The organism is Streptomyces sp. NPDC002845, assembly GCF_053591955.1.
On sequence record NZ_JBSFUU010000118.1, the window covers coordinates 1 to 22,585 of the forward strand.

The 22,585-nt window shown below is 68.2% G+C and carries 14 protein-coding genes and 1 pseudogene; 5 read left to right on the forward strand and 10 right to left on the reverse strand.

Annotated features, from left to right (window positions below; genetic code table 11):
* Positions 1 to 17: 17 nt before the first annotated feature.
* The gene (locus ACWD3C_RS44335; protein ID WP_451153767.1) at positions 18 to 851 is read right to left on the reverse strand and encodes an RNA polymerase sigma factor; all 834 of its coding nucleotides are present in this window, start codon (positions 849 to 851) and stop codon (positions 18 to 20) included.
* Between the two features lie 611 nt (positions 852 to 1,462).
* Positions 1,463 to 2,005, reverse strand: coding sequence for a hypothetical protein (locus tag ACWD3C_RS44340; protein ID WP_451153769.1), 543 nt, complete (start codon positions 2,003 to 2,005; stop codon positions 1,463 to 1,465).
* A gap of 152 nt (positions 2,006 to 2,157) precedes the next feature.
* Between ACWD3C_RS44340 and ACWD3C_RS44345 the strand changes: the two genes are divergently transcribed.
* A complete protein-coding gene (locus ACWD3C_RS44345) occupies positions 2,158 to 3,012 on the forward strand; it encodes a hypothetical protein (protein WP_451153771.1) in 855 nt (284 codons plus the stop codon).
* Positions 3,013 to 3,098: 86 nt separating this feature from the next.
* Here ACWD3C_RS44345 and ACWD3C_RS44350 read toward each other — a convergent pair whose 3' ends face one another.
* The 5 genes from ACWD3C_RS44350 to ACWD3C_RS44370 form a co-directional block, all read right to left on the reverse strand.
* Positions 3,099 to 3,833: a hypothetical protein gene (locus ACWD3C_RS44350; RefSeq protein WP_451153773.1), complete on the reverse strand. Its 735-nt coding sequence runs from the start codon at positions 3,831 to 3,833 to the stop codon at positions 3,099 to 3,101.
* An 86-nt stretch (positions 3,834 to 3,919) separates the two neighbouring features.
* Complete coding sequence (locus ACWD3C_RS44355; RefSeq protein ID WP_451153775.1) at positions 3,920 to 4,045, reverse strand: hypothetical protein; 126 nt, start codon at positions 4,043 to 4,045, stop codon at positions 3,920 to 3,922.
* A 276-nt stretch (positions 4,046 to 4,321) separates the two neighbouring features.
* Positions 4,322 to 7,792, reverse strand: a complete 3,471-nt coding sequence (locus tag ACWD3C_RS44360) for a tetratricopeptide repeat protein (protein WP_451153777.1) — start codon at positions 7,790 to 7,792, stop codon at positions 4,322 to 4,324.
* Positions 7,793 to 7,847: 55 nt separating this feature from the next.
* The gene (locus tag ACWD3C_RS44365) at positions 7,848 to 8,174 is read right to left on the reverse strand and encodes a trypco2 family protein (RefSeq protein WP_451153779.1); all 327 of its coding nucleotides are present in this window, start codon (positions 8,172 to 8,174) and stop codon (positions 7,848 to 7,850) included.
* Positions 8,175 to 8,258: 84 nt separating this feature from the next.
* Positions 8,259 to 9,554 (reverse strand): AlbA family DNA-binding domain-containing protein, encoded by a 1,296-nt coding sequence (locus tag ACWD3C_RS44370; RefSeq protein WP_451153780.1) that lies wholly within the window; start codon positions 9,552 to 9,554, stop codon positions 8,259 to 8,261.
* 147 nt (positions 9,555 to 9,701) lie between these two features.
* On the opposite strand from ACWD3C_RS44370, the gene ACWD3C_RS44375 reads away from it, so the two are divergent.
* The gene (locus ACWD3C_RS44375) at positions 9,702 to 10,418 is read left to right on the forward strand and encodes a TIGR02391 family protein (protein WP_451153782.1); all 717 of its coding nucleotides are present in this window, start codon (positions 9,702 to 9,704) and stop codon (positions 10,416 to 10,418) included.
* Between the two features lie 299 nt (positions 10,419 to 10,717).
* Here the strand turns inward: ACWD3C_RS44375 and ACWD3C_RS44380 are convergent, their stop codons facing one another.
* Positions 10,718 to 11,722 carry a hypothetical protein gene (locus ACWD3C_RS44380; RefSeq protein ID WP_451153784.1) on the reverse strand — a complete coding sequence of 335 codons (1,005 nt, stop codon included), beginning with the start codon at positions 11,720 to 11,722 and terminating at the stop codon, positions 10,718 to 10,720.
* Positions 11,723 to 12,533: 811 nt separating this feature from the next.
* Between ACWD3C_RS44380 and tnpC the strand changes: the two genes are divergently transcribed.
* On the forward strand, positions 12,534 to 14,030 hold the full coding sequence (gene tnpC, locus ACWD3C_RS44385; protein WP_451153786.1) for an IS66 family transposase: 1,497 nt from the start codon (positions 12,534 to 12,536) through the stop codon (positions 14,028 to 14,030).
* Positions 14,031 to 14,200: 170 nt separating this feature from the next.
* Here the strand turns inward: tnpC and ACWD3C_RS44390 are convergent, their stop codons facing one another.
* A complete protein-coding gene (locus ACWD3C_RS44390; protein WP_451153788.1) occupies positions 14,201 to 14,818 on the reverse strand; it encodes a hypothetical protein in 618 nt (205 codons plus the stop codon).
* Positions 14,819 to 14,911: 93 nt separating this feature from the next.
* A complete protein-coding gene (locus ACWD3C_RS44395) occupies positions 14,912 to 21,085 on the reverse strand; it encodes a DNRLRE domain-containing protein (protein ID WP_451153790.1) in 6,174 nt (2,057 codons plus the stop codon).
* 1,056 nt (positions 21,086 to 22,141) lie between these two features.
* Here ACWD3C_RS44395 and ACWD3C_RS44400 point away from each other — a divergent pair.
* Positions 22,142 to 22,339 carry a transposase gene (locus ACWD3C_RS44400; protein ID WP_451153792.1) on the forward strand — a complete coding sequence of 66 codons (198 nt, stop codon included), beginning with the start codon at positions 22,142 to 22,144 and terminating at the stop codon, positions 22,337 to 22,339.
* Positions 22,340 to 22,368: 29 nt separating this feature from the next.
* Positions 22,369 to 22,585 (forward strand): annotated as a pseudogene (locus ACWD3C_RS44405) (IS1182 family transposase); the annotation flags it as partial.

Here is a 22,585-nt window from a genome sequence, read left to right on the forward strand (position 1 = left end):
GAACCGGCGTGGGTGTGTCAGGCGGGGAACAAGCTGTCGACAAAGCCGCCCAGGTCGACGTGGGAGCGTGCCTCCGGGTGCGAGCGGTAGATCGCACCGGCGCGTTCGGCGTGCTCCAGGCGGCGGATCTCAGTGAGTACTTCGGGAAACTCCCGGGCCTGCTGCGCCGAGGTGGCGAACACGAGGTCATGGGGGTCCACGCAGCCGCTGCCGACCGCTGTGTTCACCCGCTTCCGGCAGCGGCAGGCGTTGGCCTTGTCGAACAGCCCGCACCGAGCACGCATCAGGTGGGTGATCCGCTCCCGGGCACGCTGCAGACGCTTGCGGTACGCGGCCGGCGTGATGCCGAGAATCTCCGCCGCGGTCGCATGGTCCAGTTCCATGATCTCGCCGAGGATGTAGGTCATCCGGTGCTCACGATCCAGGCAGAGCAGCATCGCGAGCGTGCAGCCGACCTTGACCTCCTCGATCAGCAGCTGCTCCTCGACGTCAGGATGCGGTGTCGCCGGAGGGGACTGCGGCAGGCGGGAGAGCTCGGCTTCGAAATCGGTGAAGCTCAGTGCCTGCCGCTCGCCCCGAGTACGGGCGATGGACAGAAACTTGTTGGTCGCCACCCGGTACACCCAGGTGGAGAAGGTGCTCTCGGCCCGGAACCGGTCCAGCCGGGTGACCACCTGGATCAGCGCCTCCTGAGCCGCGTCCTCGGCATCACGAGGATCACCGAAGAACCGCACGGCCAGCCGGAACACTTCCGGCTGCACCGCACGGACCACCCGCTCCAAAGCCGCCCGGTCGCCGCCCACGGCCGCCGTCACGTCCTCAGCCGCCTCACCTGTTCCCGCACGCTTCACGACTGCCCTTCTCTCCCTCACCCGGGCCCGGCCCGCCACATCTTTCAGTGACTTAGACGCTCCCGCCCCGGACGCTGTGACCGGCCAGGGCCGACCGGCAGGCGGCGCGCATCACGGCAGGACGTACGCCGCGACCTCCGTTGTCCCAGCTGGCACACGATCCGGTGATGGGGCAGGTCGGCGAGGACCACGCCGTGCCGGTGGCTGAACGCGATGCCGGTCAGGCTTTACGGCGCGGTCGCGTTCGCGTCCAGCCGCGCCTGTTTCTCCGGCGTGCACAGCATCGGCTGTGTGGTCCTGGACCAGCAGCGTCACCACGAGGTACGCGGCACCCTTGGTCGACGACAACATACCGGTCAGCGAGTCGCCGGTGACCTCGGGCCCAGTCCACAGGTCTGCAACGCGCTCGCCGTGGCGACCACAGACACGCTGAGACTGGATCTCTGCGCCTCCGCATCTGAGTCACAGCGTATGAGACGGGCCTTCTCCTCGGAGCTGAACATCAAAGGCTCAGACCCACGGAACCGGGTGCCTTGCGACCGGGTCCATCCCCGTGGCCTTGGTGAGCCCCTTTGTGACGTGGTCGGGCAGCTCACGCTCGGCAACGGGTCTTAGAGGGCGGTGCTGAGGTTTTCGATGACCGCGCGGGCGGCGTCCTCCGAGCCTGCCGCGGCGCCGGCGGCAATGGCTCCGGTCGCGATGGGGGCGAAGTAGCCCTTCAGCGCAGCCACGGCACGGCGGATCTTTCCGCGGTCCGGTTCCGTCTGCACCACCTCGTTGAGGACTTCCTCGCCAGCGGCTGCGGCGTCTTCGATGTCTTCCTCGGAGACGCCCATGGTGGGCAGTTGCCGCAGGGCGTCGACGACTGCTTGGGCGATGGCCTCGAACCCGGGGGCGATCTGCTGGCCCTCGGTGTGCTGGGTCTGGTCGACCGAGGTGTTGCCCCACGCCAGCTGAGCATTGTTGAGGTCGCCGTGGATCACGGGACCGTTGAAGATGTTGCCGCCACCCAGGATGCTGCCGGAGCCGAGGGACAGACCCGAGGTGTCGGACTCCACCCGGGCCTTGACCGGGTGCTTGTCCATCTCCCGCTGGATCTCGTTCATCATCTTCCGGATGCCCTGCCTGTTGATCTTGAAGCCGCTACGTGCCATCGCTGTCTCCAGTCGTGGATCGTTCGTGCACCGCCATTGTGAGGCACGCCACCGACAGCGCGTTCCGGCCTCGGCGACCGCCCGCCTGCTGCCGTCGACAGTTGCGGAAAATACCCAGCACACTGGTCTCCTGAACGGTGATGATGCTCGCTATGAGCGACACCGCGGCCGATGACTGGTCACCGGCGGACCACCCGTATGCGATCGCAGTATCGGAGGCGCAGTGGTGGAAGAGCGCCGCCATGCTCGCGGTCCGGCGGATGCGCGCCGACGGCGGAATGCTCGGCTGGGTCGACTCCCGGCAGATCGACGCGCGACAGCTGTGTGTCGCCCTGTGCCAGCTGCTCACGGCGGAGAAGCTGCAGCAGCTCGCCCTGGATGAACTCGGCGTCGACCCGGCGGCCGTGCAGGCCTTGGAGCAGGCGCGGGAGCGGTTCGAGACTGCGCTGCCCGGCATCAAGCACATGCGTGACGGTCTGACTCACTTCGAGGATTGGTCCCGCGGGAAGGGGCGCGGCCCGCAGAAGGAGCGAATCAAGGCCGGTGAGGCGCCGCGTGACGTCGCGCGCGCCTTCTGGGGCTTCGGCTATGACCCGACCACCGACACCGTTTCCCTGGGGCCCTTCCGTATCGACGTCGGCGCAGTCGACCAGGCCGCCGGTGAACTGGCCCACGCGATCTACATGGCCGCCCGTGAGGTCGACAAGAAGGACACCGCCGAACTGCACGCCACGGCTGTCCAGGCACTCGCCAGCGGCGGCATCCTCTGCGTCCCGGATGGTCCGGTGCAGGTCGTGGCGGGCAACGACTGCCGGGTGTGGCTGTCTATCCCCCGTGGAACTGACAACGGACTCGAACCCCAGGAGTTGGCCACCCGGGTCGTCACGGTCCTCGCCGACGCCGCTCTCCGCCTCGCCGCGCCGGCGGCGTCGCTCCAGCCTGCAGATGTGGAAATGCGCCTGGCCGGTGGGGAATCTCTCCGCATCGAGACGGGCACTGCGGCGTAAGACCGCAGCTCGGTATCCAGCCCGGTACAGCAGCATCGGGACGTCCCGGTGCGTGCGTCGGCCTGGACCTGTAGTTGAGGGGCAGTTCAGCTCACGGAGACGTACAGCTGATCGTCCTCCGTCAGATGCCCGGGGACCCCGAGCGACGCCCACATGGCGACGATGTGCCGGCCACAGTCCTGGATAGCCCGGTCCACGGCCGCGAAGTCAGCCGGGGACAGCAGGGTGGGCGTCGTATCCAGCACCTCGCGAATCGGCGTCCACACAGGGCCCAGAAGCCTCTGGACTGCAGGATGATCCGCGTAACCGGTGAGCAGCGGCGCGTTCCCGCCAGCGTGCTCCACGGCGTCGGCGTGCGCGATGAGCTTGAGCATCGCGCCGGTGCCGAAGAGCAAGCTCTCGTACATCTCGTCAAGGCCGACCTGGTGCGTCCGGTAGGCGTGGACCAGGTCGGCCCAGCCAGGGTGCACGTCATCGAGCAGACCGGCGAAAGCATCGCGGTAGCCCTCGCCAAGAAGATCGGCCAGGGTGAACCGCCGGGGCTCGCCACCGCTGCTGGGCGTCACGGTGATGCACTGGCCCACAAGCGCGTTGGAGAACAGGTCGCACCGGAACTCGTCGGCGGCCTCGTACGCCCAGATGGCCGCCACCTCCTCCGGTGCCTTGGGGCGGATCGTCTTGGGCGGCCGGGTACTGGCCGCCGCACGGAGCCGACCGACGAGGGCGTGCCCGTACTCGTGCACGACCAGGTGAAGGAGCTCCGCCTGGTCCAGTTCCTCCTCGGCCGCCGCCCTCCTGTCAGTGTCTGGAGTCGTGTGCACGGATGTCCGGAGTCGTCTGCACGCGCCGTTGTGGGCTGGCGGGAGTAGTACCGGTCTGTGTACATGGGGTGCCGGTACGGACGTGATCACTTGTAGGCGGCGACTGCGGCGAAGTAGATGCCCAGACTGGTGGCTGCGGTGCCCGCGCCGGTGAGGATCGCCTGAGGGATGCCGACGCCGGACCGGCGGGCGAGCAGGGCCGCGGTTGTCAATGTCCGAAGTCGTCTGCACGGGTGACCAGCGCGTTCGTAGTCGAGTGCACGGGAAGTTCGGACGAGCGCGACCGTCGCCGACCTCAGCCGACGCGCGTGCAGAGGACTTCGGACATCAGTGCAGATTGACTACGGAATCTGACAGGGCGTCAGATCCACGCAGGCAGTCTGTCAGAACCGTCTCGCACAACAACTTGGATTTGAGAGGACTTCTGCGAATGGCGACCTGCGGATTCGTGATCGACTCCGGGTCGTTCTCAGAACTCTCGCATCTGGTCAATTGTGAGAATCGGGCGGTAGCGGATTCTCTCTGAGCCAGCGCCGGACTTGCTCTGCCTCCTGATGACGCCCGAGCTCGTCGAGCAACTGCGCCTGCAGGCCGAGCACGGTGTGCAGTTGCGGAAGAGTCTTGCGAATGTGTTTGCGATTGAACTCCACAGCCTCCCCCGTAGCGGACAATGCCGCGGGGAGATCTCCCCTCATCGCCAAGTGCGCAGCCAGGACGAACAATGATCGTGCGAGGTCGGGTTCGAAGGCGGCCGGGTTATGAGCGGCGAGTCGCCGGTAGATCTCTACCGCCTCCTCGGTGGCGGTCAGTGCCTCGTCCCTGCGCTCTGCTTGCGAGAGATCGATGCCGTGGATGTGCAGGGAGTGGGCGAGGTCGGGTTCGAATGCGGCCGGGTTGTCCGCCGCGAGCCGACGCCGGATCTCCACCGCCTCTTCGCTGGCGTCCAGCGCCTCATCCCTGCGCCCCACCTCCGACAGCCGATTGCTACGAAGGGTCAGTGACTGTGCGAGGGCAGGTTCGAAAGTAACCGGGTTATCGGCGGCGAGTCGACGGTAGATCTCCACCGCCTCCTCGGTGGCGGCCAGCGCCTCATCCACGCGCCCTGCTCGCGACAGCCGGGTGCCATGATTGGCCAGCGAAGCAGCGAGGTCGGGTTCGAAGACGACTGGGCTATCAGCATTGACCGCCGCGAGTCGACGGTAGATCTCAACCGCCTCCTCGGTGGCGGCCAGCGCCTCAGCCGCGTCGGATAGAACAGTGCAGAGGTTGGACAGCGTTCGGGCGAGGTCGGGTTCGAAGGCGGCCGGGTTATGAGTGGCGAGTCGCCGGTAGATCTCTACTGCTTCCTCGGTGGCGGTCAGTGCCTCGTCCCTGCGCTCTGCTTGCGAGAGATCGATGCCGTGGTTGGCCAGGGAGTGGGCGAGGTCGGGTTCGAATACGGCTGGGTTGTCCGCCGCGAGCCGACGCCGGATCTCCACCGCCTCTTCGCTGGCGTCCAGCGCCTCATCCCATCGCCCTATGCCGGATAGATCACCGCAGAGGTTGGACAGCGTTCGGGCGAGGGCGGGTTCGAAGGCGGCCGGGTTGTCCGCCGCGAGTCGCCGGTAGATCTCTACTGCTTCCTCGGTGGCGGTCAGTGCCTCATCCCTGCGCTCTGCTCGCGAGAGATCGATGCCGTGGTTGGCCAGCGAATCGGCGAGGGCGGGTTCGAATACGGCTGGGTTGTCCGCCGCGAGCCGACGGTAGATCTCTACCGCCTCGTCGCTGGCGTCCAGCGCCTCGCCCCTGCGCCCCACCTCCGACAGCCGGGCGCCGTAAACGGTCAGCGAAGCGGCGAGGTCGGGTTGATAGGCGGAGTCGTCCGTCGCCAGTTGCCGGTCGGCCCGAGTGAGAGCGGTGGCGAGTCGCAGAGCGAAGGAGGCGATGATGTGGGTGGAACCGGGAAGTGCGGTTGTGGCAGTCCGGAGAGCCTCGCGTGCAAGGGGGGCGCCGTCTAGGGCACTGTCGATGACATGGAGAAGGCGTTCGCTGTCGGTGATGCGGTTAGCGTTGTGGTGGGCGATGGCGGCGCGGGCAAGGACGGTGATGGTCTGGGCCTGCTGCCCGGGGGAGCCTGCGGCAAGGAGTGCGGGCAGTGGGATACTGCTGGTGGCGAGGGTATGGGAGGCGTGGTATTCGGCGATGCGGTCGGGTTGGAGGGAGCCCCAGTAGCGGTCGCCGTCGGCCGGGTACAGAGAGGCGAGCCACGCGGCGGTGCGCTCTGCCTGGTGACCGGGCAGGTCGGGCAAGGTGGCGATGACCTGCAGGGCCTCGTCCTGGGTGCTGGCCCCGCACAGGGCGGCCACCGCCACGGCAGCGTCCAGGGTGGGGAGCGGCAGGTTGTTGAGCTTGTAGGCGGAGGTCTTCGCGCTGGCCTCCCAGAAGCGCTCTTCGTGTTTGAGGAGGGTGCGCTCCGGCGGGGTACCGGGGGGCGCGTCAACGGGGCGAGGGCCGTGCTGCAGGAGTGTGACCAGTGCAGTCGTCTGCAGAGTGAGGACGTTGTCGTAGCGGGAGTGGCTAAGGTCCTCGGGCGGCCGGAGTGTGGTGGCGAGGGACTGCCAGTCATGCATGGGCAGGGTGGGTACACCAGGCAGCAGCCGGGCGAAGTCACCGAGGGCGCTTTGGAAGGCACTTTGCCGTTCCCCGGCGGGCCTGCTGGTGGGGATGAGCGGGGCGAGCGGGACGACCGGGGCATCTTCGAGAAGGTCCCGCACATCGGGAACGGCCTCGCGGGAGCGGCGCCATGGGCCGTCGGAGCGGGCGAGCAGCAGCAGACGCACCCGGTGACGTGAGCGGTACAGGTAGGTGATCAGACGCCATAGCAGGCGGGGGCGGGTCTCGGCGTAGTCGATGACCAGGAGCAGGGGCAAGGCGGTGGTTAGGGTCGTGAAGTCGGGCGGAGCAGCGTCGAGGGCTGGCTCGTCGGTGAGGTCGGAACGCAGGTGTCCGGTGACCCAACCCTGCCAGCCGAGGGTGTCGGTGAGACGGCGGGCGAGGCGGGTCTTGCCCTGCCCGCCGGGCCCGGTCAGCACCTGTACCGAGATGGCGGGCGGTCCGTTCTCGCACCAGGCGCGCAGGTCGGCCAGCTCGCTGTCGCGGCCGTAGAAGGAGACGGCTTCGGTGTTGGCGCGCAGGAGCGCGGCCGGCGAGCGGAAGGTGCGGTCGACTGCAGCGGAGGTGAGCAGGGCGGCGGGTTCGACAGGTTCCAGGACAGGTTCCCAGCCGGTGTGCTCTGTGATGAGGGCGCGGAAGTCGGTGTCGGCGAGGAGGTGGGCGGCGGGGGTGACGGTCAGGCGGGTGCCGCCGTCGGCGCGGCGGTCGCTGCGCACGACGCCGCACAGCAGGTCGCCGCCGTAGCCGTCGTCGGCCAGGACGGCGGCCCCTGACATGCCCGCCCACCTGCTGCCGTTTGGTGATCCGGTGCCGGGGGTGGGGGTGGTGCTGGTGATCTCGTAGCGGCCGGCGAGGGCGCCGGTGCCCGGGGCGATCGAGCCGGTCAGCTGCTCGTCCAGGCGCCGGCCATCCCCGGCGTCTTTCTGCAGGCGGGGGAAGCCTGTCGCGGTGACCGGGTGGGTCCGGGTGCCGATGAGCAGACCGTAGCGCTGGGGCGGCCGGGTCAGCAGGTCACGCAGGGAGGGCGGGACCTGCCAGCCTTGGCCGTCGGCGACCTCGATCAGCGCGGCGTCCACGACCGGGTCCGTGCGCTGCCAGCGCACGATCGCACGGAACTGCTGCTCGCCGGCATCAGGCGGGCACACCGTCACCGTGCCCGGGCCACCAGCTGGGTCCATGTCGTCCAGGACGTGGGCGGCGGTCAGCACCAGACGCGGCGCGATGAGGTAGCCCGTTCCGAAGCCCGTGCTCTTCTCGCCGTTCCTGAGGCGGTGTATCCGGATCTGTACCCGGCGGTCGAACTCCACAGCAGCCCCCTGCTCCTTGTCCTGTCATGTGCGGTGTGCCTGGTGACGGACCGTGCTATTCCTCGTCGCTGACGTCGATGTCCCCGCCACCGGGCCGGTGGGGGGTGAGTTTCACGGTCACCGTGTGGGTGGCCTTGCGGCTGCTCTCCTTCTTCCCGCCCAGGCTGATCACGCTCCAGCGCAGCCCGCCGTTGACGCCCTTGGTGCCGGTCAGCTCTAGACCGAGGTCCAGCGTGATCTCCCCCAGCGTGAACCGCACCCCCTGGTCGCCCCGGCCCGCGGGGGCGGCGATCCGGTCCTGGGCCTCGGCGATCTGATCCCGCAGCAGGGTGATCGCGTCCGCCAGGTCCATCCACTCCTCGTCCGAACCGTTTGCGCTCATGTCTGTCCCCCTCCGTGTCACCACGCTCACACCCCTCCCGGCAGGAGGGGAAGGCGCATCTAGCCCTATTTCCTGCAGTGCATCTCAAAAACCACACCACGCTGGGCGGGTGTGGAGAACCTGCCGTGTCCCGGGCCGGCGGTGGAGCAGCCCGGTGCTGAGCTCGTGAGCACCATCGCGCAGTACGGCGTCGTCAGCCTGTGGGGGCAGCTGTGTGGAGGCCGGCAGCCGTAGCGGGCGCCGTGTGTTCGGGATCACCCGGGTGTCGTCGTAGCGCTTGTGGACGGGTACCAGCCGGTCGTCGGCGTTGTCCTTGGCGATGGAGGCGACGATGTCGACCGGGCTGTCGGGAGTGCGGAACGATCGGAAGGCGTCTGCCAGAGCGACGGCTTCGATGACGGCGTTGTCCAGGACTACGGTGTTCAGCGGGGTGACGCTGCTTCCGGCGCTGCGGCGCAGGCCGTGGGTGAGGTCGACGCTGGCGGTCGCGGTGCCGTCGTGGCGCAGTTCGACCATGACGCTCCGGAGATCCTCGCGCCGTTCCGGGACGAGGAAGGTGCTGTCGATCCACCGGCGCAGGCCGACCTGCATGTCGTTTTTCAGCGCGTTTGCGATGACGGTCTGCCCGGAGAAGGCGTCCTTGAGCCGGCCGGCCGTCTTCACTGCCCGGCCCAGCACCTCCTGCGCCTGCAGGCGCGTCGGCACGGGAACCAAGCGCGGTGCGGGACGGACGGGCTGCGCTACCACCACCAGCCAGGCCGCATCCTTGGACTCGGCCAGAACAGTCTCCGTCAGCTCCGCCAGGCGTGTCTGAAGGAGCGCGTCGGCCGCCGTCTGGCGGGTGAACCGCTCCTGGTAGGCGCGGGCGACCTGATGCTCGGTCATGTAGAAGGTCTCGTCGTTGATCCGGTACGGGGCGTTGAAGGTGACCCGGTCCTTGTCCTTCTGCTCCCACCCGTACTGGAAGTGGGGAGCCGTCCCGCTGGGCGGGACGTCCACGACCAGCACGTACGGCCCGCTTTTGCCCGGATGCCGCAGCCGCAGGAAGCTGACGCCGGAGATGTAGGGCTGGATGCCGTTGCGTACGGCGCTGAGCATCTGCTTCTTGTCGGCAGCCGCCAAGTCGACGCCGACCAGGTTGATCTGGTCGCTGACGCCGTAGACGAGCAGCCCGCCCCGGGTGTTGGCCATGGCGGCGACGTCCTTGGCGAACTCGTTCCAGATACCCGGTTTCGGCGCGAAGCTCGGCAGCACCTCTTTCCAGTCGAGGTCGTCGCTTTCGGAAGGCTTGTCCGCTACGGCGGTGTCGACCATGTCGTACGTGAGAGGTCCGGGGAGGTAGCCGAGATGCTCGTGCAGCCGAGTCCATGAACGTGCCATTGCCCCACCCTAGAAGTGGGCGGCCCTCGGGCGAGAGGCAATTACCGCAACCCGCGCCCCAGTGCGCGGAGGCGACGGATGGGCAAGTGACGAAGGCCGGGAGGGCACGCCGGATCCGTTGTCAGCCCCTCCCTCTACGATGCGTTCGTGGATCGAGAGTGGATGCAGCAGCAGCTTGAGGCGTTCGACGACCTGGCCAAACGGTACGCGGCCAGTACACGGGCGACCGCCGATTATGTAGGTGATCCGAAGCTGTACGAGCAGCTGCACCGGGCGGAGCCCACGGTCAAGCAGATCCTGCGGCTCCTGGACCCGCAGCTCGCCGACAGGATCAACCTCAATCAGCTGGCGGGCGATGCCATGGCGCGCAACGAAGTCCACCGCGGCCTGGGGATCCTGGCCGACATGGACGAGTGGGCGACTCGGCTGGTGCCGGACGCCCCCACGCTGCCCGCCGACCAGCTCCATCCCTGGGTGTGGGAGCCAGCCGCCCCGCTCTGGGGCGCAGAGGCCCGTCAGGACGCCGTCCTCGCCGCTGCCCGGACGGTGAACCGCCGCCTGCAGCAGAAGCTCGGCCGCCACGACATCGGCGAGACAGATCTGTGCATGCAGACCTTCGACACAAAGGACCCGGTCGCAGGGAAGCCGCGCCTGCGCTTCTCCGGTGACCGCAACACTCCCACCTGGCGGGCCCGTCAAGAGGGGACGAAGTACCTCGCGGCAGGAGCCTTCCTGGCGATCCGGAACGTCGCCGCTCATGAGGACGATGTGTCCTGGTCCGAGCAGGAGGCGCTGGAGCACCTGGCCACCCTGAGCGTCCTCGCCCGCTGGATCCAGGAGTGCACAGTGGAGCGCGCCGCCTGACGTGGACGTGACCAGGACACTACCGAGGTTCTGCGTCCGGGCATGTGTGCGAGGACGCGGGGCGACGTGGTCAGCCGCGCAGGGCCGGTAGGCGGGGCGGGGGGAAAGTAACGCCATTCCAGGGCGATGTTGCGCAGAGCCCCGGTGACCACGTACGGGAGTCGCCGGTGGCCACGAGTTTCGCGGGCTGGTACTCACTGCCGCTACACCACACCGATCGGCTCGACTGACGAGGACCGGCTCCGCCGCCTGCCCGTGGCGCTGCCGCCGCCGGGTACGGCACCGGTGTCCGGCCTACCTCATACTCCGGTGAGTCCGAGGCGGTGGGCCAGGTCGTCCACAGCGGCGCGGTCCTGGTCGGACAGGTTCTCGCGCACCCCCAGGGAGATGCCTACGTCGGGGTCGTCGAGCTTCGGTGTCATCACGGCCGCGCCCACGAACGGGGTGGTGTCGGGCAGCCGCATCGCCAGACGCTGTGCCCAGACCAACTCGGAGCGAATCCACGCCATGCCGGTGCGGGCGGCGTCGAAGAGGAGGATGGTGGGCCTGGTGTTGGCCTGCCGGACCTTCTGCTCGTCTTCCAGGGCGGCCAGCACCTCGCCCTCCACATCAATCAAGTGAGGACCCGGCTCTGCGCCCCAGAAGCCGCTGGCGACGGTGACCAGCGAACCGTTCGACAGATAGTCGCCCTGGTAGATCCCGATGTTGAGTAGGAGACGTGTGCGAGCCGACCAGGGCTGGTCTATGACTTTGGTCTGGGAGCCCAGGTCCCTGCTGCGTACCCGCTGGAGTGTCTCCGCGACCACCTCGGCCCGTGTCGCGGACTTGATGGTGAGCGGCTGGGAGTCGGGCATGAGGCGTACGTGGACCGGCGGGGTGACGTCGGCGAGGGCGGCCTGGAGTTCGTCTTGCAGGTCGTGCAGGCCGCCCAGACGGCGGGCCTTGACCTCGATGGCGAGGTTCATGTCGCGCAGCATCAGGTCCGGATCGGTGGCCCCGTTGCGCTGGCCGAAGTCGAAGGGGACCCCGGCGCGCGCGAGCTTGGCGCCGGCAACCATCTCCGCTCGCGGGATCATCAGGTCGTCGAAGGTGCGGGCCTTGCGGAAGTCCCTGCGTACACCGCCACGACGCTCGGGTTTCGCCTTCTCCAGGGCCTCGATGATGTTCTCGAAGGCCGTGACGACTACCAAGGCGGAGCTGTCCGCGGGGGTGTTCCCGGTGGCCTCGGCGATCAGGTCGACCAGCGGGTGGTCCTGCGGCGTGTTTTCCATCCAGTCCTGCAGGAAGGGGAACGACGTACTCACATCAAGTCCTTGAGGGTTGGCCGGGCGGAGGAGGTGGTCACGCCTGCGGCACGGCCAGCGTACGCGCGCGCGGGAGCCGCCTGCATCGGATGGCCGTCGTCGAGGATGTACGCCTTGGCGAGGAGATCACTGAAGGCATCGGCGGCGCGAGGGCCCCGTCATCCATGAACACGTGCAGCGTCGCTGCATCCACGCAATGAACATCGCGCGCACGGCGACAAACGCCCGTCAATGCAGGGAACACATCACGCGAACGCTTAAGGACGTGGCCCCGGAGGTGAGCGCACGTTGGGAAGACAATGCTTATGAGCTGGGCCGAGTCCGCGTACATGGAGGCATTTCAGCCTTCGAATGCCCAGTCCCCCGTAGTCGGGTCGCCCGCGATCTGATGGTGAGGCGGACGCTCGAGGAGAGCACTGCGGGTGCGAGACATCGCACCAATCCCGGTTCACGACGGCGCAGGACACCGAAGCGGGGACCGTCCCGGCGGCTTCCCCCTGCCGCCGGGACGGAATGCCAACCACCTCCAGGTCTGCATCAGTCCCGGTCTTCCTGCAACTTCAGCATCTCGAAGAAGCCGCCGGCCTGTTCGATCAGGACGTCCGTCGGCGAACCGCTGCGGGCATACCACGTGGGCCCGGAACGCGGGCGGGTGAGCGGCCGGGGCAGGAAGACCTGTCAACGGGCGCCGGCCTCTGCCTCACGCCCGCCAGGCGGGCACCGTTTTCGTGTTCACCGCCCCTGCAGAGGTAGCTATTCAGCAGGTGCGGCTGGTTCGCTGGTCGGCGGGCGTGATCGCTAGGGTGTCCGGGTGGGGGATCCCGACTGGTCCGTGACGGACCTCTTCGCCGAGTTGGCCGCGGTACGCGGCGAGTTGGCGGCTGCACGGAGCCGGGAAGCCGCGAAGGATGAGCGGATCGATCAGCTGCTGATCCAGGTCGCTGAGCTGACCACGCAGGTGCCGGCGCTGGTGCTGCGGTTGTCGAAGGACTCCTCGACCTCCTCGAAGCCACCGTCGTCGGACGGGCCGGGCAAGCGACCTCGTGGTGGGTCCTCTCGCACCCGCTCGGGACTCAGGCCGGGCAAGCAGCCGGGCGATCCGGGCACCACCTTGCGGCAGGTCGAGGATCCCGACGAGCGGTACATCGTTCCGGCCCCGACGGGCTGCGGGGGCTGTGGGTCCTCGCTGATCGAGGTGCCCGTGTCCGTAGTGCGTCGCCGTCAGGTCTTCGATCTGGCCGTTCCGCCCCCGCCGCAGGTCACCGAGTACGACGTCGACGTCAAGTGCTGCCCCGGGTGCGGAAAGAAGGCGATGGGCGCCTTCCCGGCCGGGGTGGAATCGGCCGTCCAGTACGGTCCCGGCATCACCACGAAGGTCGCCGACGCGGTCCTGGGCCACTACATCCCGGTGCACCGCTCGACCCTGCTGGTGATGGAGCTGTGCGGGATGAAGGTCTCCACCGGCTTCGCCGCCTCCCTGCGCGGCAGGGCCGCCCGCCTGCTGGAGGCCGGTTTCCTGCCCGTGGTCCGCGCCCTGCTCTGCGGCGCGCCCGTGGTGCACGCCGATGAGACCTTCACCCGCACCCAGGCCAGGACCGTCTTCCTGCACGTGGCCTCCATCGCACACCTCACCCTGATGCACACGGGCAACCGCTCGGCGCACGCCATCGACGCCGGAGACGTGCTGCCGCACCTGAGCGGCGTCCTGGTCCGTGACGGATATGCCGGCTACGCCCACCTCGGCCATGTGCTGCACGCCTGGTGCGGCGCCCATTTGCTGCGTGACCTGCGCGGCATCCATGAGGCCGACGAACAGGGCCAGTTGTGGGCCCGCGCCATGGCCGACGCTCTGCTGGAGGCCAGCCGTCTCGCGTCCGCCGCCCGGGACACCGGGCGCGAGGAGCTCACCGGCGAGGAACTGCGCACCATCCACCGGCTCTACACCGGAGCACTGGCCCGCTCCCGCCAGGACAACCGGAGCAAGAACACCGAACTTGCCCGGCATGCCCGCACCCTGGCCAAACGTTTCGAGGAGCACCGCGAGGTCATCCTCCGCTTCAGCACCGACCTTGCTGTCCCCTTCACCAACAACCAGGCGGAGCACGACATCAGACCCGCGAAGGTCCAGCAACGCTCCTCCGGAGACTGCTGGCGAACCCTCCAAGGACTGGCCGACTTCGCCATCGTCCAGTCGTACCTGTCGACCGCGGCCAAGTGGGGCATCAGCCGCTACGACGCACTCCAGCGCCTCTTCACCACCGGGGCGTGGATCCCGCACGCACTCACCCCCGACACGACAGCGGCCTGACCGAACCGCTCAACCCCGCTGAATAGCTACGAAAGGAAGGCTGGCCACCGCGTAGACAGCCAACCCCCTTTCCCAGAACCTCACATCACCGTTCGCGTGGGATCACGGCCCGCTGCCGCTGCCGCTGCCGCTGCCGCCGGGCGAGATGGTCTCCGGTTCCTCTGGGTTGCTTATGGATTCGAGGGGAACAGGTCCAAACCTTCACGCGTGGTCGATGACGTCGAACTGCTCCGTTCCCTCGGGACAACCCGCAGGCGCTCACCAGGCCGAACGGCCACGATGGCTACGCGTGATGTCACGTTCTTCTGGAATACCGTCGACTCGGGCTCCGCTCCCGGTCCGGATTTCTCGATCCGCAGGGAACCGACAGCCTCGCTCACCAGAAGTTCGTACAGACGGATGAGTTCGTCCCCGTCCTCATCGTCGCCGTGGCCGGTGAAGACTCTGGATTCGGATTCCGAGAGCACTACCAGCGAGGCGCCGGACAGGATGTCCTCGGCCGCGGACGGGTTCTCCAGGTCGAAGCCGACGATCTCTCCGGAGAGGTGTTGCGCGTCCGTCCAACGGTGGTCTTCTCCCTTGAGGGAGTAGTACACCTCGCTGGCAACGAACCCGTCGTCCCTGCGGTGGAGAAGGAGGACGAACCCGAGGTCACCGTCGGTCCAGACGTCGGCGGCGACGGGGCCCTCGGCGAGGTCCAGCGGGCGCGTATCCGGAATCTCACCGCCCGGAGTGTGCGGTTCTTGGCCGAGCGCTGCGGCCGCGATATCGGCCATGGGTTTCTTCATGTGTTCAGCCTTGGTGAGGGGTGTGTCGATGGGCCGGTGCGGCGCACCCGGAGTCGGGTGCGCCGCGTTTCTATGCGGTCGGGGTGTGTCAGGTCATCTCGCCCTGCACGATGACACCATGTCGGCCACATAGCCGTTCCAGCCGAAGACGGCCACGGCGCCGTATGTCCAGACGATGGTGCCCGGTTTGACCTGGACGTTGTAGTGCACGGCCCATTGGAGCTTGAGCGGGTTCTTCCAGGAGCCCTTGGCCTGTAGTTTGACGAGCTTTCCTCGCTTGCCGGGCCTGACTCCCCAGGTCTCGCCGTAGGTTGCGTTCTTGGCCAGGTAGCGGTTCGCGAATCCCATCACCTGGATGTTGATGTAGTAGCCGATGTACCGGTATCCGTTCTTCGCGATGCCGCCGCCGCGCCGGCTGACGACGATCCGCATGCCGTAGCCGTACCTCGTCTTGCGGCTGCCGCAGTTCGGGGCCGCTCCAGTGGTGTCGGAGGCGTTGCACGGATCCTGGTTGGAGTAGTCGTAGGCGTTGGCCGAGCCGCCCGCGATGGGGTCCGTCTGAAGGAAGCGGCCCAGTGCCGGGTCGTAGAGGCGAACACCCATGAGGACGAGACCGGTCGGGGTGTCGGTGGGCCGCTGCTTGCCGCCGAGCCAGCCGTAGCGCGTGGCGGTCTGCCCGGTGCGTGGGTTTCCGTACTCGTCCGAGTCGAACGCGAGGGGAGCCTCACCGGCGTTCAGCGGGAGTTGCAGGGCGACGTCGCCATGGAGGTTGGTCAGTTGGAGGACGACATCGCCGGTCTTGCCGGTGGTGGCCGTGATGTCTCCGGTGGCGGCGTTGACGTAGCGGGTCAGGGCGCCGGTGCTGGTGTCCTCGACGGTCCAGCGGGGGCTGTCCGCGTCGCTGTCGAAGTGGTTGAGCTTGGACGCGGTCTGGGTCCAGCTGCCGGAGCTGTTGGACTCGGTAGTCCAGGACCGGAAGCGCTGTGCGGCGTCGAGTTGCCAGGTCTGGCGCTGGCCGCCCGCCGTCTGCTGGTATGCGAGGTCGTTGGTGTAGTAGCTGATGGTTCCGTGGTCCGGGCTGCTGGTGGTGCGGCCGAAGGTGTCGTAGACGTAACCGCTGTCCACGAGGCGGTCGGCGCTGTCGTAGGTGTGCGTCTCGGTGCTGCCGCCGCTGGTCGGGCAGTCGGTGCCCGGTGCGGCGGAGGCGGTGGTCAGGCCGGTGCGGACGCTGCGGGCGCCGAAGGCGTAGGTACGGCGCGTGCAGACCGTGTCCGTGGTGTCCTCGACCGTGGTCAGACGGCCGATCGCGTCGTGCCGGTAGGTCTGGTCGGACCAGCCGGAGTGCGTGGTGGCCTGGCCGTGGACCGACTCGGTCACGGCGTCGGACAGGATCAGCACCCCGTCGCTGTCACGTGCGTAGGTGCGCGACACGGCGGAGCCGGTGGTGTCCTCCTTCTGTGCGAGGGTGTAGCCGCCCGGCAGCTTCTCGCTGCTCACGGTGGCGTTGGCATTGTAGGTCGTGCGGAAGGTGCCCGCGATGGAGTCGGTGGCGGAGGTGGCCAGGCCGCGTGGTTCGAGGCTGTGGTCGTAGGTGAAGGTGATGGTGGACGGGACGCTGTCGGTGATCTTCACGGGCCGGTCGAGCTTGTCGTACTCGGTCGTGGTGGTGCCGTCGTCGGCGTCGGTGTAGGAGATCTCGCGGCCGAGGGTGTCGTATGCCTTCGTGATCGTCCCGGCCGTCGGTGAGCTGCGGGTGACAGCCCGGCCGGTGGCGCTGTCGTAGCCGATGGTGGTGGTCGGTACGGTCTGGCCGGTGCCGCCGGTCACCGTGACGGTGGTCGGGCGGCCCGCCGAGTCGTACGTCGTGGTGGTGGTGCGGGTGACGCCGTTCGCGGTGTCGGCGGTCTTGGTCGTGTTGCCCCAGGAGTCGTACTCGTAGGTGGTGGTGGGAAGTTGCGCCGGGTTGCTGCCGCCGCCGGTGATGTCACCGGCCGGGCCGACGGAGCAGACCAGGTCGGCCCACTCGGGGCGGCCCTGGCAGGTGCCGGTGCCGTCCGCCGACCAGTAGGTGGTCACATGGGTCGCGGCGTCGGTGCCCGTGGCGCCGGGGTCGAGCTGCTTGACCACCCGTCCTTGGGCGTCGTACTCGGTGGTGTTGGTCACCGCCAGGCCACCGGGGTCCTGGATCGTCTTCGTCGGCAGGCCCTTCGCCCAGTCGTAGACGGTCTGGGTGACGCGGGTTTCGCCGTGGACGGACGGGTGTTCGCGGACCTGCACGCCGACGGTGGTCTTGGTGAGCTGGTCCTTGGCGGTTGCGGAGCCGTCGGTGGGACGGCCGGTGTCGTACTCGTTGACCGTCCATGCGCGGGCAGTCACCGGAGCGCCGGCGGTTGCCAGGGTCGTCGTACCGGACTTCAGATCTGCGGTGAGATCCACGCGGTTCAGCGGCCCGGACTCCTCCAGTTTGCGCGCACCGTCGTCGCTGTAGACGGAGGTGGTCGACAGCAGGAGCGCGCGTTCGGCGGTCGTCAGCGCGCCGATGCCGAGGTCGGCCCGGGCGGCCTTGTCGCTGTCGGTGGTCCCCAGGGCGAGAGCCCGGTTGGCGGCGGACAGTTCGCGGACCACGTTCCCGAAGCGGTCGTACTCGGTCACGCTGATGTGGCCGCCCGGCACCGCCGTGTCGACCTGGCGGCCGGAGGCGCCCAGGTAGGTGATGGCCGCGCGGGTGTAATCAGTGGCCGTCAGGGCGCTCCCGGCGTGGCCCGATGGCTCGCTGTCAGGGGGAAAGACGGCGGTCGCGTCGGTCGGGACATCGGTCTGTCCCCATGCCTTCACGTCTGCCGCGCCCATCGGGTGGGGGGCGTTGGTGCCGCTCAGCGGAACGTCGTAGACGACGTTGGTGACCGCGTTGCCGTCGACCGTGGAGCTGGTCCCCTGCTGGAGGGTGGGGCGGGAGGCCGACAGCAGCATGCCCTCACCCGCGGTGTCGGCGGAGCCCGCCTTGCCGTAGGTGAGGGTCCAAGGCTGGTCGGTGCCGGACTGGTACGTCGTGACGCGCCCGGTGCTGTCGTACGCGTATTGCGTCTGGGTGCTCTGCGCCAGGCGCGGGTTCCACTGCTGGCGCAGGCGGCCGTCGGCGTCGTAGCGGTAGGTGGCCACGGCGCGGGCGGTGGAGGACGTGGCGCCCTTGCCGGTTCCGTACAGCTGGATCTCCTTGACCCGGCCCGTGTAGTCGCCGAACGTGTCGGCCGTGGCCGTGGTGGAGGTCGCGTAGACGAATTCCAGTACCCGGCAGCCCTTGGTGGTCGGTGTCGCGGCGCATGTCGCCGCCGATACCGCGGAGGTCGGGGCGATGATCCGCTTCGGGCGGGCCAGCTGCTTGCCGTCCACGGTCACGGTCTCGGACGTGAGGGTCGTCGTGGAGTCGTCCCGGCCGTCCAGCTGGGTGGACGAGACCTGCCACGTCGTCGCCGACGAGTCGAGCTTCGAGAAGGCCGTCACGGCCCCCTCCGCGTCGGTGAGCGTGAACGTCCCGCTCACACTGCCTTCCAGGACAAGTCCTTCGGCACCGGGCTCGGGTACCCATCCGGTCTGCCCGGCGTTGGCGGTGAAGTGGACGGCGTCTCCGTCACTCGTCACGATGTCGACGGCGGTGTCGGAGGTCTTGCGCACATAGGCGTATGCGGAACCGCTCGTCTCGGCGACGGCCCCGGACACCCACTCCGGACCGAAGATCGCTATCTGGCCGTCCTGGTCGGCCGCCGCGTCGGCGCTGCGCGAGGAGTGGGTGCGCGTCACGGTCATGTCGTAGAAGGACGTGTCGTTCTCCGACAGCGTGTAGTTCCCGGTGAGCAGGTTGACGGATCCCGGACCGATCAGCCGAACCGCAGCGCCGTCGGCGTTGCGGTCGACGACGACGGCCAGCGGCTCGGTGCTGCCCGAGGCGCCGTTCGGGCCGGTGAAGTCGGCTTTGAGCTGCACCGAGCCGTCGGGGTCGACGGTGCTCGTGGCGTTCCACACCAGCGGCGCGTTCTTGCCGTTGGTCAGCGCCACGGGCCAAGCGGTGACAGCATTGCCATCGGCCGTGACGTCACCCACCGGAATGGCCACCCAGTCGTCGGCCTCGGAGCGGCGCCAGGAGAAGGAGACGCTGTCGTACTTGCCCGCGTCGGCCTCGGCGACCAGGGACAGGCGGCGTGCGGTGCGCTCTCCGTCGGCAGGCTGGACGAAGCCGCCGGGCCCGGCGTGGAAGGTGTACTCGATCGCCTCGGACTTGTTGTCCGCCTTGTCCACCGAGCGCACCTGCAGGGTGTGGGTGCCGTCCTTGAGCGGGGTGATGGAGAGGGCCTTGTCGGCGGTGGAGCCGCCGGTGGAGACCTTGGTCCAGGTCACGCCGTCCAGCGACCACTCCAGCCAGTTGTGGTCCGCGGCGGGCGGGGTGACGGTGAAGGTGCCCGCCTGGCCCGCGCCCTTGACCCAGGAACCCGACGGATAGTCCGTGGAGACGATCTTCGTCGGGGCGGAGGGGGCACTGGTGTCGACCGTGAAGGTCTTCCAGGCCGACCAGCCGGTGTTGTAGTGCGTGCCGTCGTACGGGCTGGTACGGAACTTGTACGTCTTGCCGTTGGCCAGCACCCCGGCGGGGACGGTCACCGAGGCGACCTGACCGGAGGGCACGTACTTGGAGACGATAACGTCGCCGACCTGGGTGTTGGTGGCGTTGTCGTAGATCTGGAAAGTGCCGTTGACCTGGTCACCGTTGGCGTCGACGAAGGTGTCCCGCAGCGTCGGCGTAGTGGTGTTCACCGTGTAGGCGCCGCTGTAGGAGAAGTACGGCGGGCCGGCCTCCTGCTTGGTGCCGGTGCGTGGCCGGTAGTTGTAGTTCACCACCAGCTTGGGCGGGTTGGAGGCGGCGTTGGCGGAGTTGACGCGCTTCCACTGGCTGACGGAGGCCGACGGGGCGCGCAGACCCATGTAGGAGCTGGTGTTCTTCGCCGACGCCCACACCTGGACCAGGTCGGTCACGTCCGCGTTGATCCAGCCGTCGGCGGTGCAGGCGGGGTTGCCCTTGGTCTCGGTGGAGCTGGCGTACTGCTGGATCCAGGCGGGCTGGCTCGTCCACCGTGAGGAGGTGGACGGTGCTCCGGTCTCCCACACCGTCCAGGTGGCCGGGGCGCAGTCGGTGTTGCCGGAGTGGAAGTTCCACAGGGACAGCTTGGCATCCAGGATCAGCGCGTCCTGGATCGGCGTGGTGTTCCAGGTGATGAAGGAGCGCGCGTAGCGGGGCGTGCCGTTGGCGTTGAAGGTGCCCGGGTGGCCCCAGTCCAGCTCGGTGTCGGTGGACCAGTCGACGGTCTCGCCCTGCTGGACATAGGTGTCGAAGACGTTGCTCAGCGAAGAGGTGGAGGGGTCGACGGTGACCGGGTATGTCGTCTCCGGGTCGGTGAGGAACTCCGCATCCGGTGTGACCACCAGGTCGACGGAGGAACCTTTCTGCACCACTTTCAGGCCGACCTCGGCCTTGCGGGTGTGCTCGCCGGACCGCTCGTCAACGGTGGCGTCCCACATCACCGGCGCGGGCATGACGGCCCGCTTCTTGTTTTTCCTGTCGGTGAACAGCACGCTGCCGTCGGCCAGTTGCTTCGCCTTCAGCCCCTTGGTCTTCAGCGGCAGCGTGTAGGAGTAGCCGCCCTCGTTGGGGCGTTGCTTGATCTCGACGAACTGCTCGAAGCCGGTCCGGGTGGCCTCGACGACCACGTCCGCGCCGGGAACGGCGTTGACGTACTCCGCTCGCGTCCCGTCGAGCTTCGGCTGCGGCAGCCCGCCCTTCCACTGCAGGGTGATCTGCTGGTCACCCTCGCCGAGCGTCACCAGGTCGGTGGCCTTGGCCTCACGCGCGGCCTGCAGGGAAGCGGCGGGCTTTCCGGTCTTGCCGGCCAGCCGCAGCCCCTCTGGGTGCGCGACCGGCTCCACACCTGAGCCGGATTCACGCAGTTCCACATCGACGTCGACCCACTTGCCGTCCCGCTCGAAACGGACCGGCCCGGCCGCGAACTCGGTGGTGAGGCTGCCGTCCTTGTTCGCCCACGTCGTCGACGTCTCGGTGCGCTCCGAGAGCGCTTCAACCCGCTTGCCGGACAGCCTTGCCGCGACACGGGCAGAAGGAATGTCAGCTGCCTGGGTTGCTGTCGCTTTCTTCGGCGCGTCCGCGACTTCAGGCGGTGCTGTTGCAACGGAACTTGTGGCGTCGAGGAGGGTGATGGCCATGGCCAAGGCGACACCGCCCGCTGTCCAGCGAACGTTCCCCCCAAGCCAAGGCCGCCCGCGCCGTCGTGGCGCGGGTCTGTGAACCGTCATGATTCTTCGACCTCTCGCATCTTCATCGGCATCACCCACGTGATGTCAATGTGAAGGTATGCGTCAGGTAAAGATCAGAAACGGTGACAAGATCATAGAAGGTGGACAGGGGACACCTTGCTGCTTTGGTGATCTGCGTCACTCTGGCGGTCAACTGGTATGAAAGAACTGGGTGTTCACCTTGGTGGTGCTGGAAATTCGGCCACTGATGGCTGGAAAGTTCAGATAGAGCGCGCCTCCGAAATCGGGTCTGAGGGGGGCGCTTGAGGTGGTGTCCACGCGGTTCTCGGGGATGTCGTCGGCGTCGACCCGCCGGACCTGGGCGTGCTTGCACCGTTCGCAGTTTTCGGGTTCGCCGGTCCGAGGGCTGTGGCGCGCCCCCGGGACACAGGCGTCGCCGAAGACGGTACCCGGCGACCCGGGCTCCCCGGACCAACGCGTGCGAGCCCCTGGTACGGGCCAGCCGCTCCATCGGCCGACCGCCCACCCCTCTGGAAGCGGCCTACAGGACCTCTCTATACCTCGTAGAGTCAACCGATGAGAGAGCGCAGGGCTCCTGTCATCCCGGTTGACCGACTGCTCCACTTGATGTGATGTCGACCATACTCCTGAGGGTGGAAAGGAACACGATGAGTCGCCGCAACGCCACAGGCGCTTGGAACTCCGCCACCGTGTAAAGCGACACAACCTCCCTGCGATCTTGGTGGTTAATTCCAACTGCCGTGCTTTGGCGCCGAGTTGGTGGGCGTCGTGATGACTGGCGGAGTCGGTCGTGGGTCTGCCCGTGCGCCAGGGGTAGCAGCGCGAGGAGCAGGCGGTGGACCATGAGCGCTGGTGATCACTCGTGGGTCTTCTCGGATCGGAGCGTGTCGTGTCGGTGCAGCCCCAGCCTTGGCCTCAGCCGGATCCGCAGATAGTGGCGGCGGTCCGGATGATGTACTCGGGCAGGCGGGAGGCCCGCTGGCGGTGCAGGTCCGCGACCGGCTGGGCGAGCTGTTCCCGGACGCCGCCTTCGCCGACGGGTTCGGGCGGGCGGGCAAGCCGGGCTGGTCGCCGGGCCGGCTCGCACTGGTAACGGTGCTGCAGAAGGCCACGAACCTCACCGACCGGCAGGCCGCGGACGAGGTCCGGGAGAACCTGTCCTGGAAGTACGCGCTCGGCTGACGCTGGAGGATCCGGGCTTCGACCACAGCGTGCTGTCGGAGTTCCGCTCCCGTGTCGTCGCCCACGGGATGGAGGAGCGGGTGCTGGACCTGCTGCTGGAGCGGCTGCGCGAGCTGGGACTGGTGGCGGCAGGCGGCAGCCAGCGCACCGGCTCCACGCACATCGTGGCCGCGGTGCGGGACCTGAACCGGCTCGAGCTGGTCGGCGAGAGCGTGCGCGCGGCCCTGAACGCCCTGGCTGCGGCCT

Coding starts and splice junctions, on each gene's coding strand:
- ACWD3C_RS44390 (WP_451153788.1), bottom strand. CDS start 14,818: ATGAAGAAACCCATGGCCGATATCGCGGCCGCAGCGCTCGGCCAAGAA.
- ACWD3C_RS44395 (WP_451153790.1), bottom strand. CDS start 21,085: ATGGCCATCACCCTCCTCGACGCCACAAGTTCCGTTGCAACAGCACCG.
- ACWD3C_RS44345 (WP_451153771.1), top strand. CDS start 2,158: ATGAGCGACACCGCGGCCGATGACTGGTCACCGGCGGACCACCCGTAT.
- ACWD3C_RS44370 (WP_451153780.1), bottom strand. CDS start 9,554: ATGGCACGTTCATGGACTCGGCTGCACGAGCATCTCGGCTACCTCCCC.
- ACWD3C_RS44365 (WP_451153779.1), bottom strand. CDS start 8,174: ATGAGCGCAAACGGTTCGGACGAGGAGTGGATGGACCTGGCGGACGCG.
- ACWD3C_RS44340 (WP_451153769.1), bottom strand. CDS start 2,005: ATGGCACGTAGCGGCTTCAAGATCAACAGGCAGGGCATCCGGAAGATG.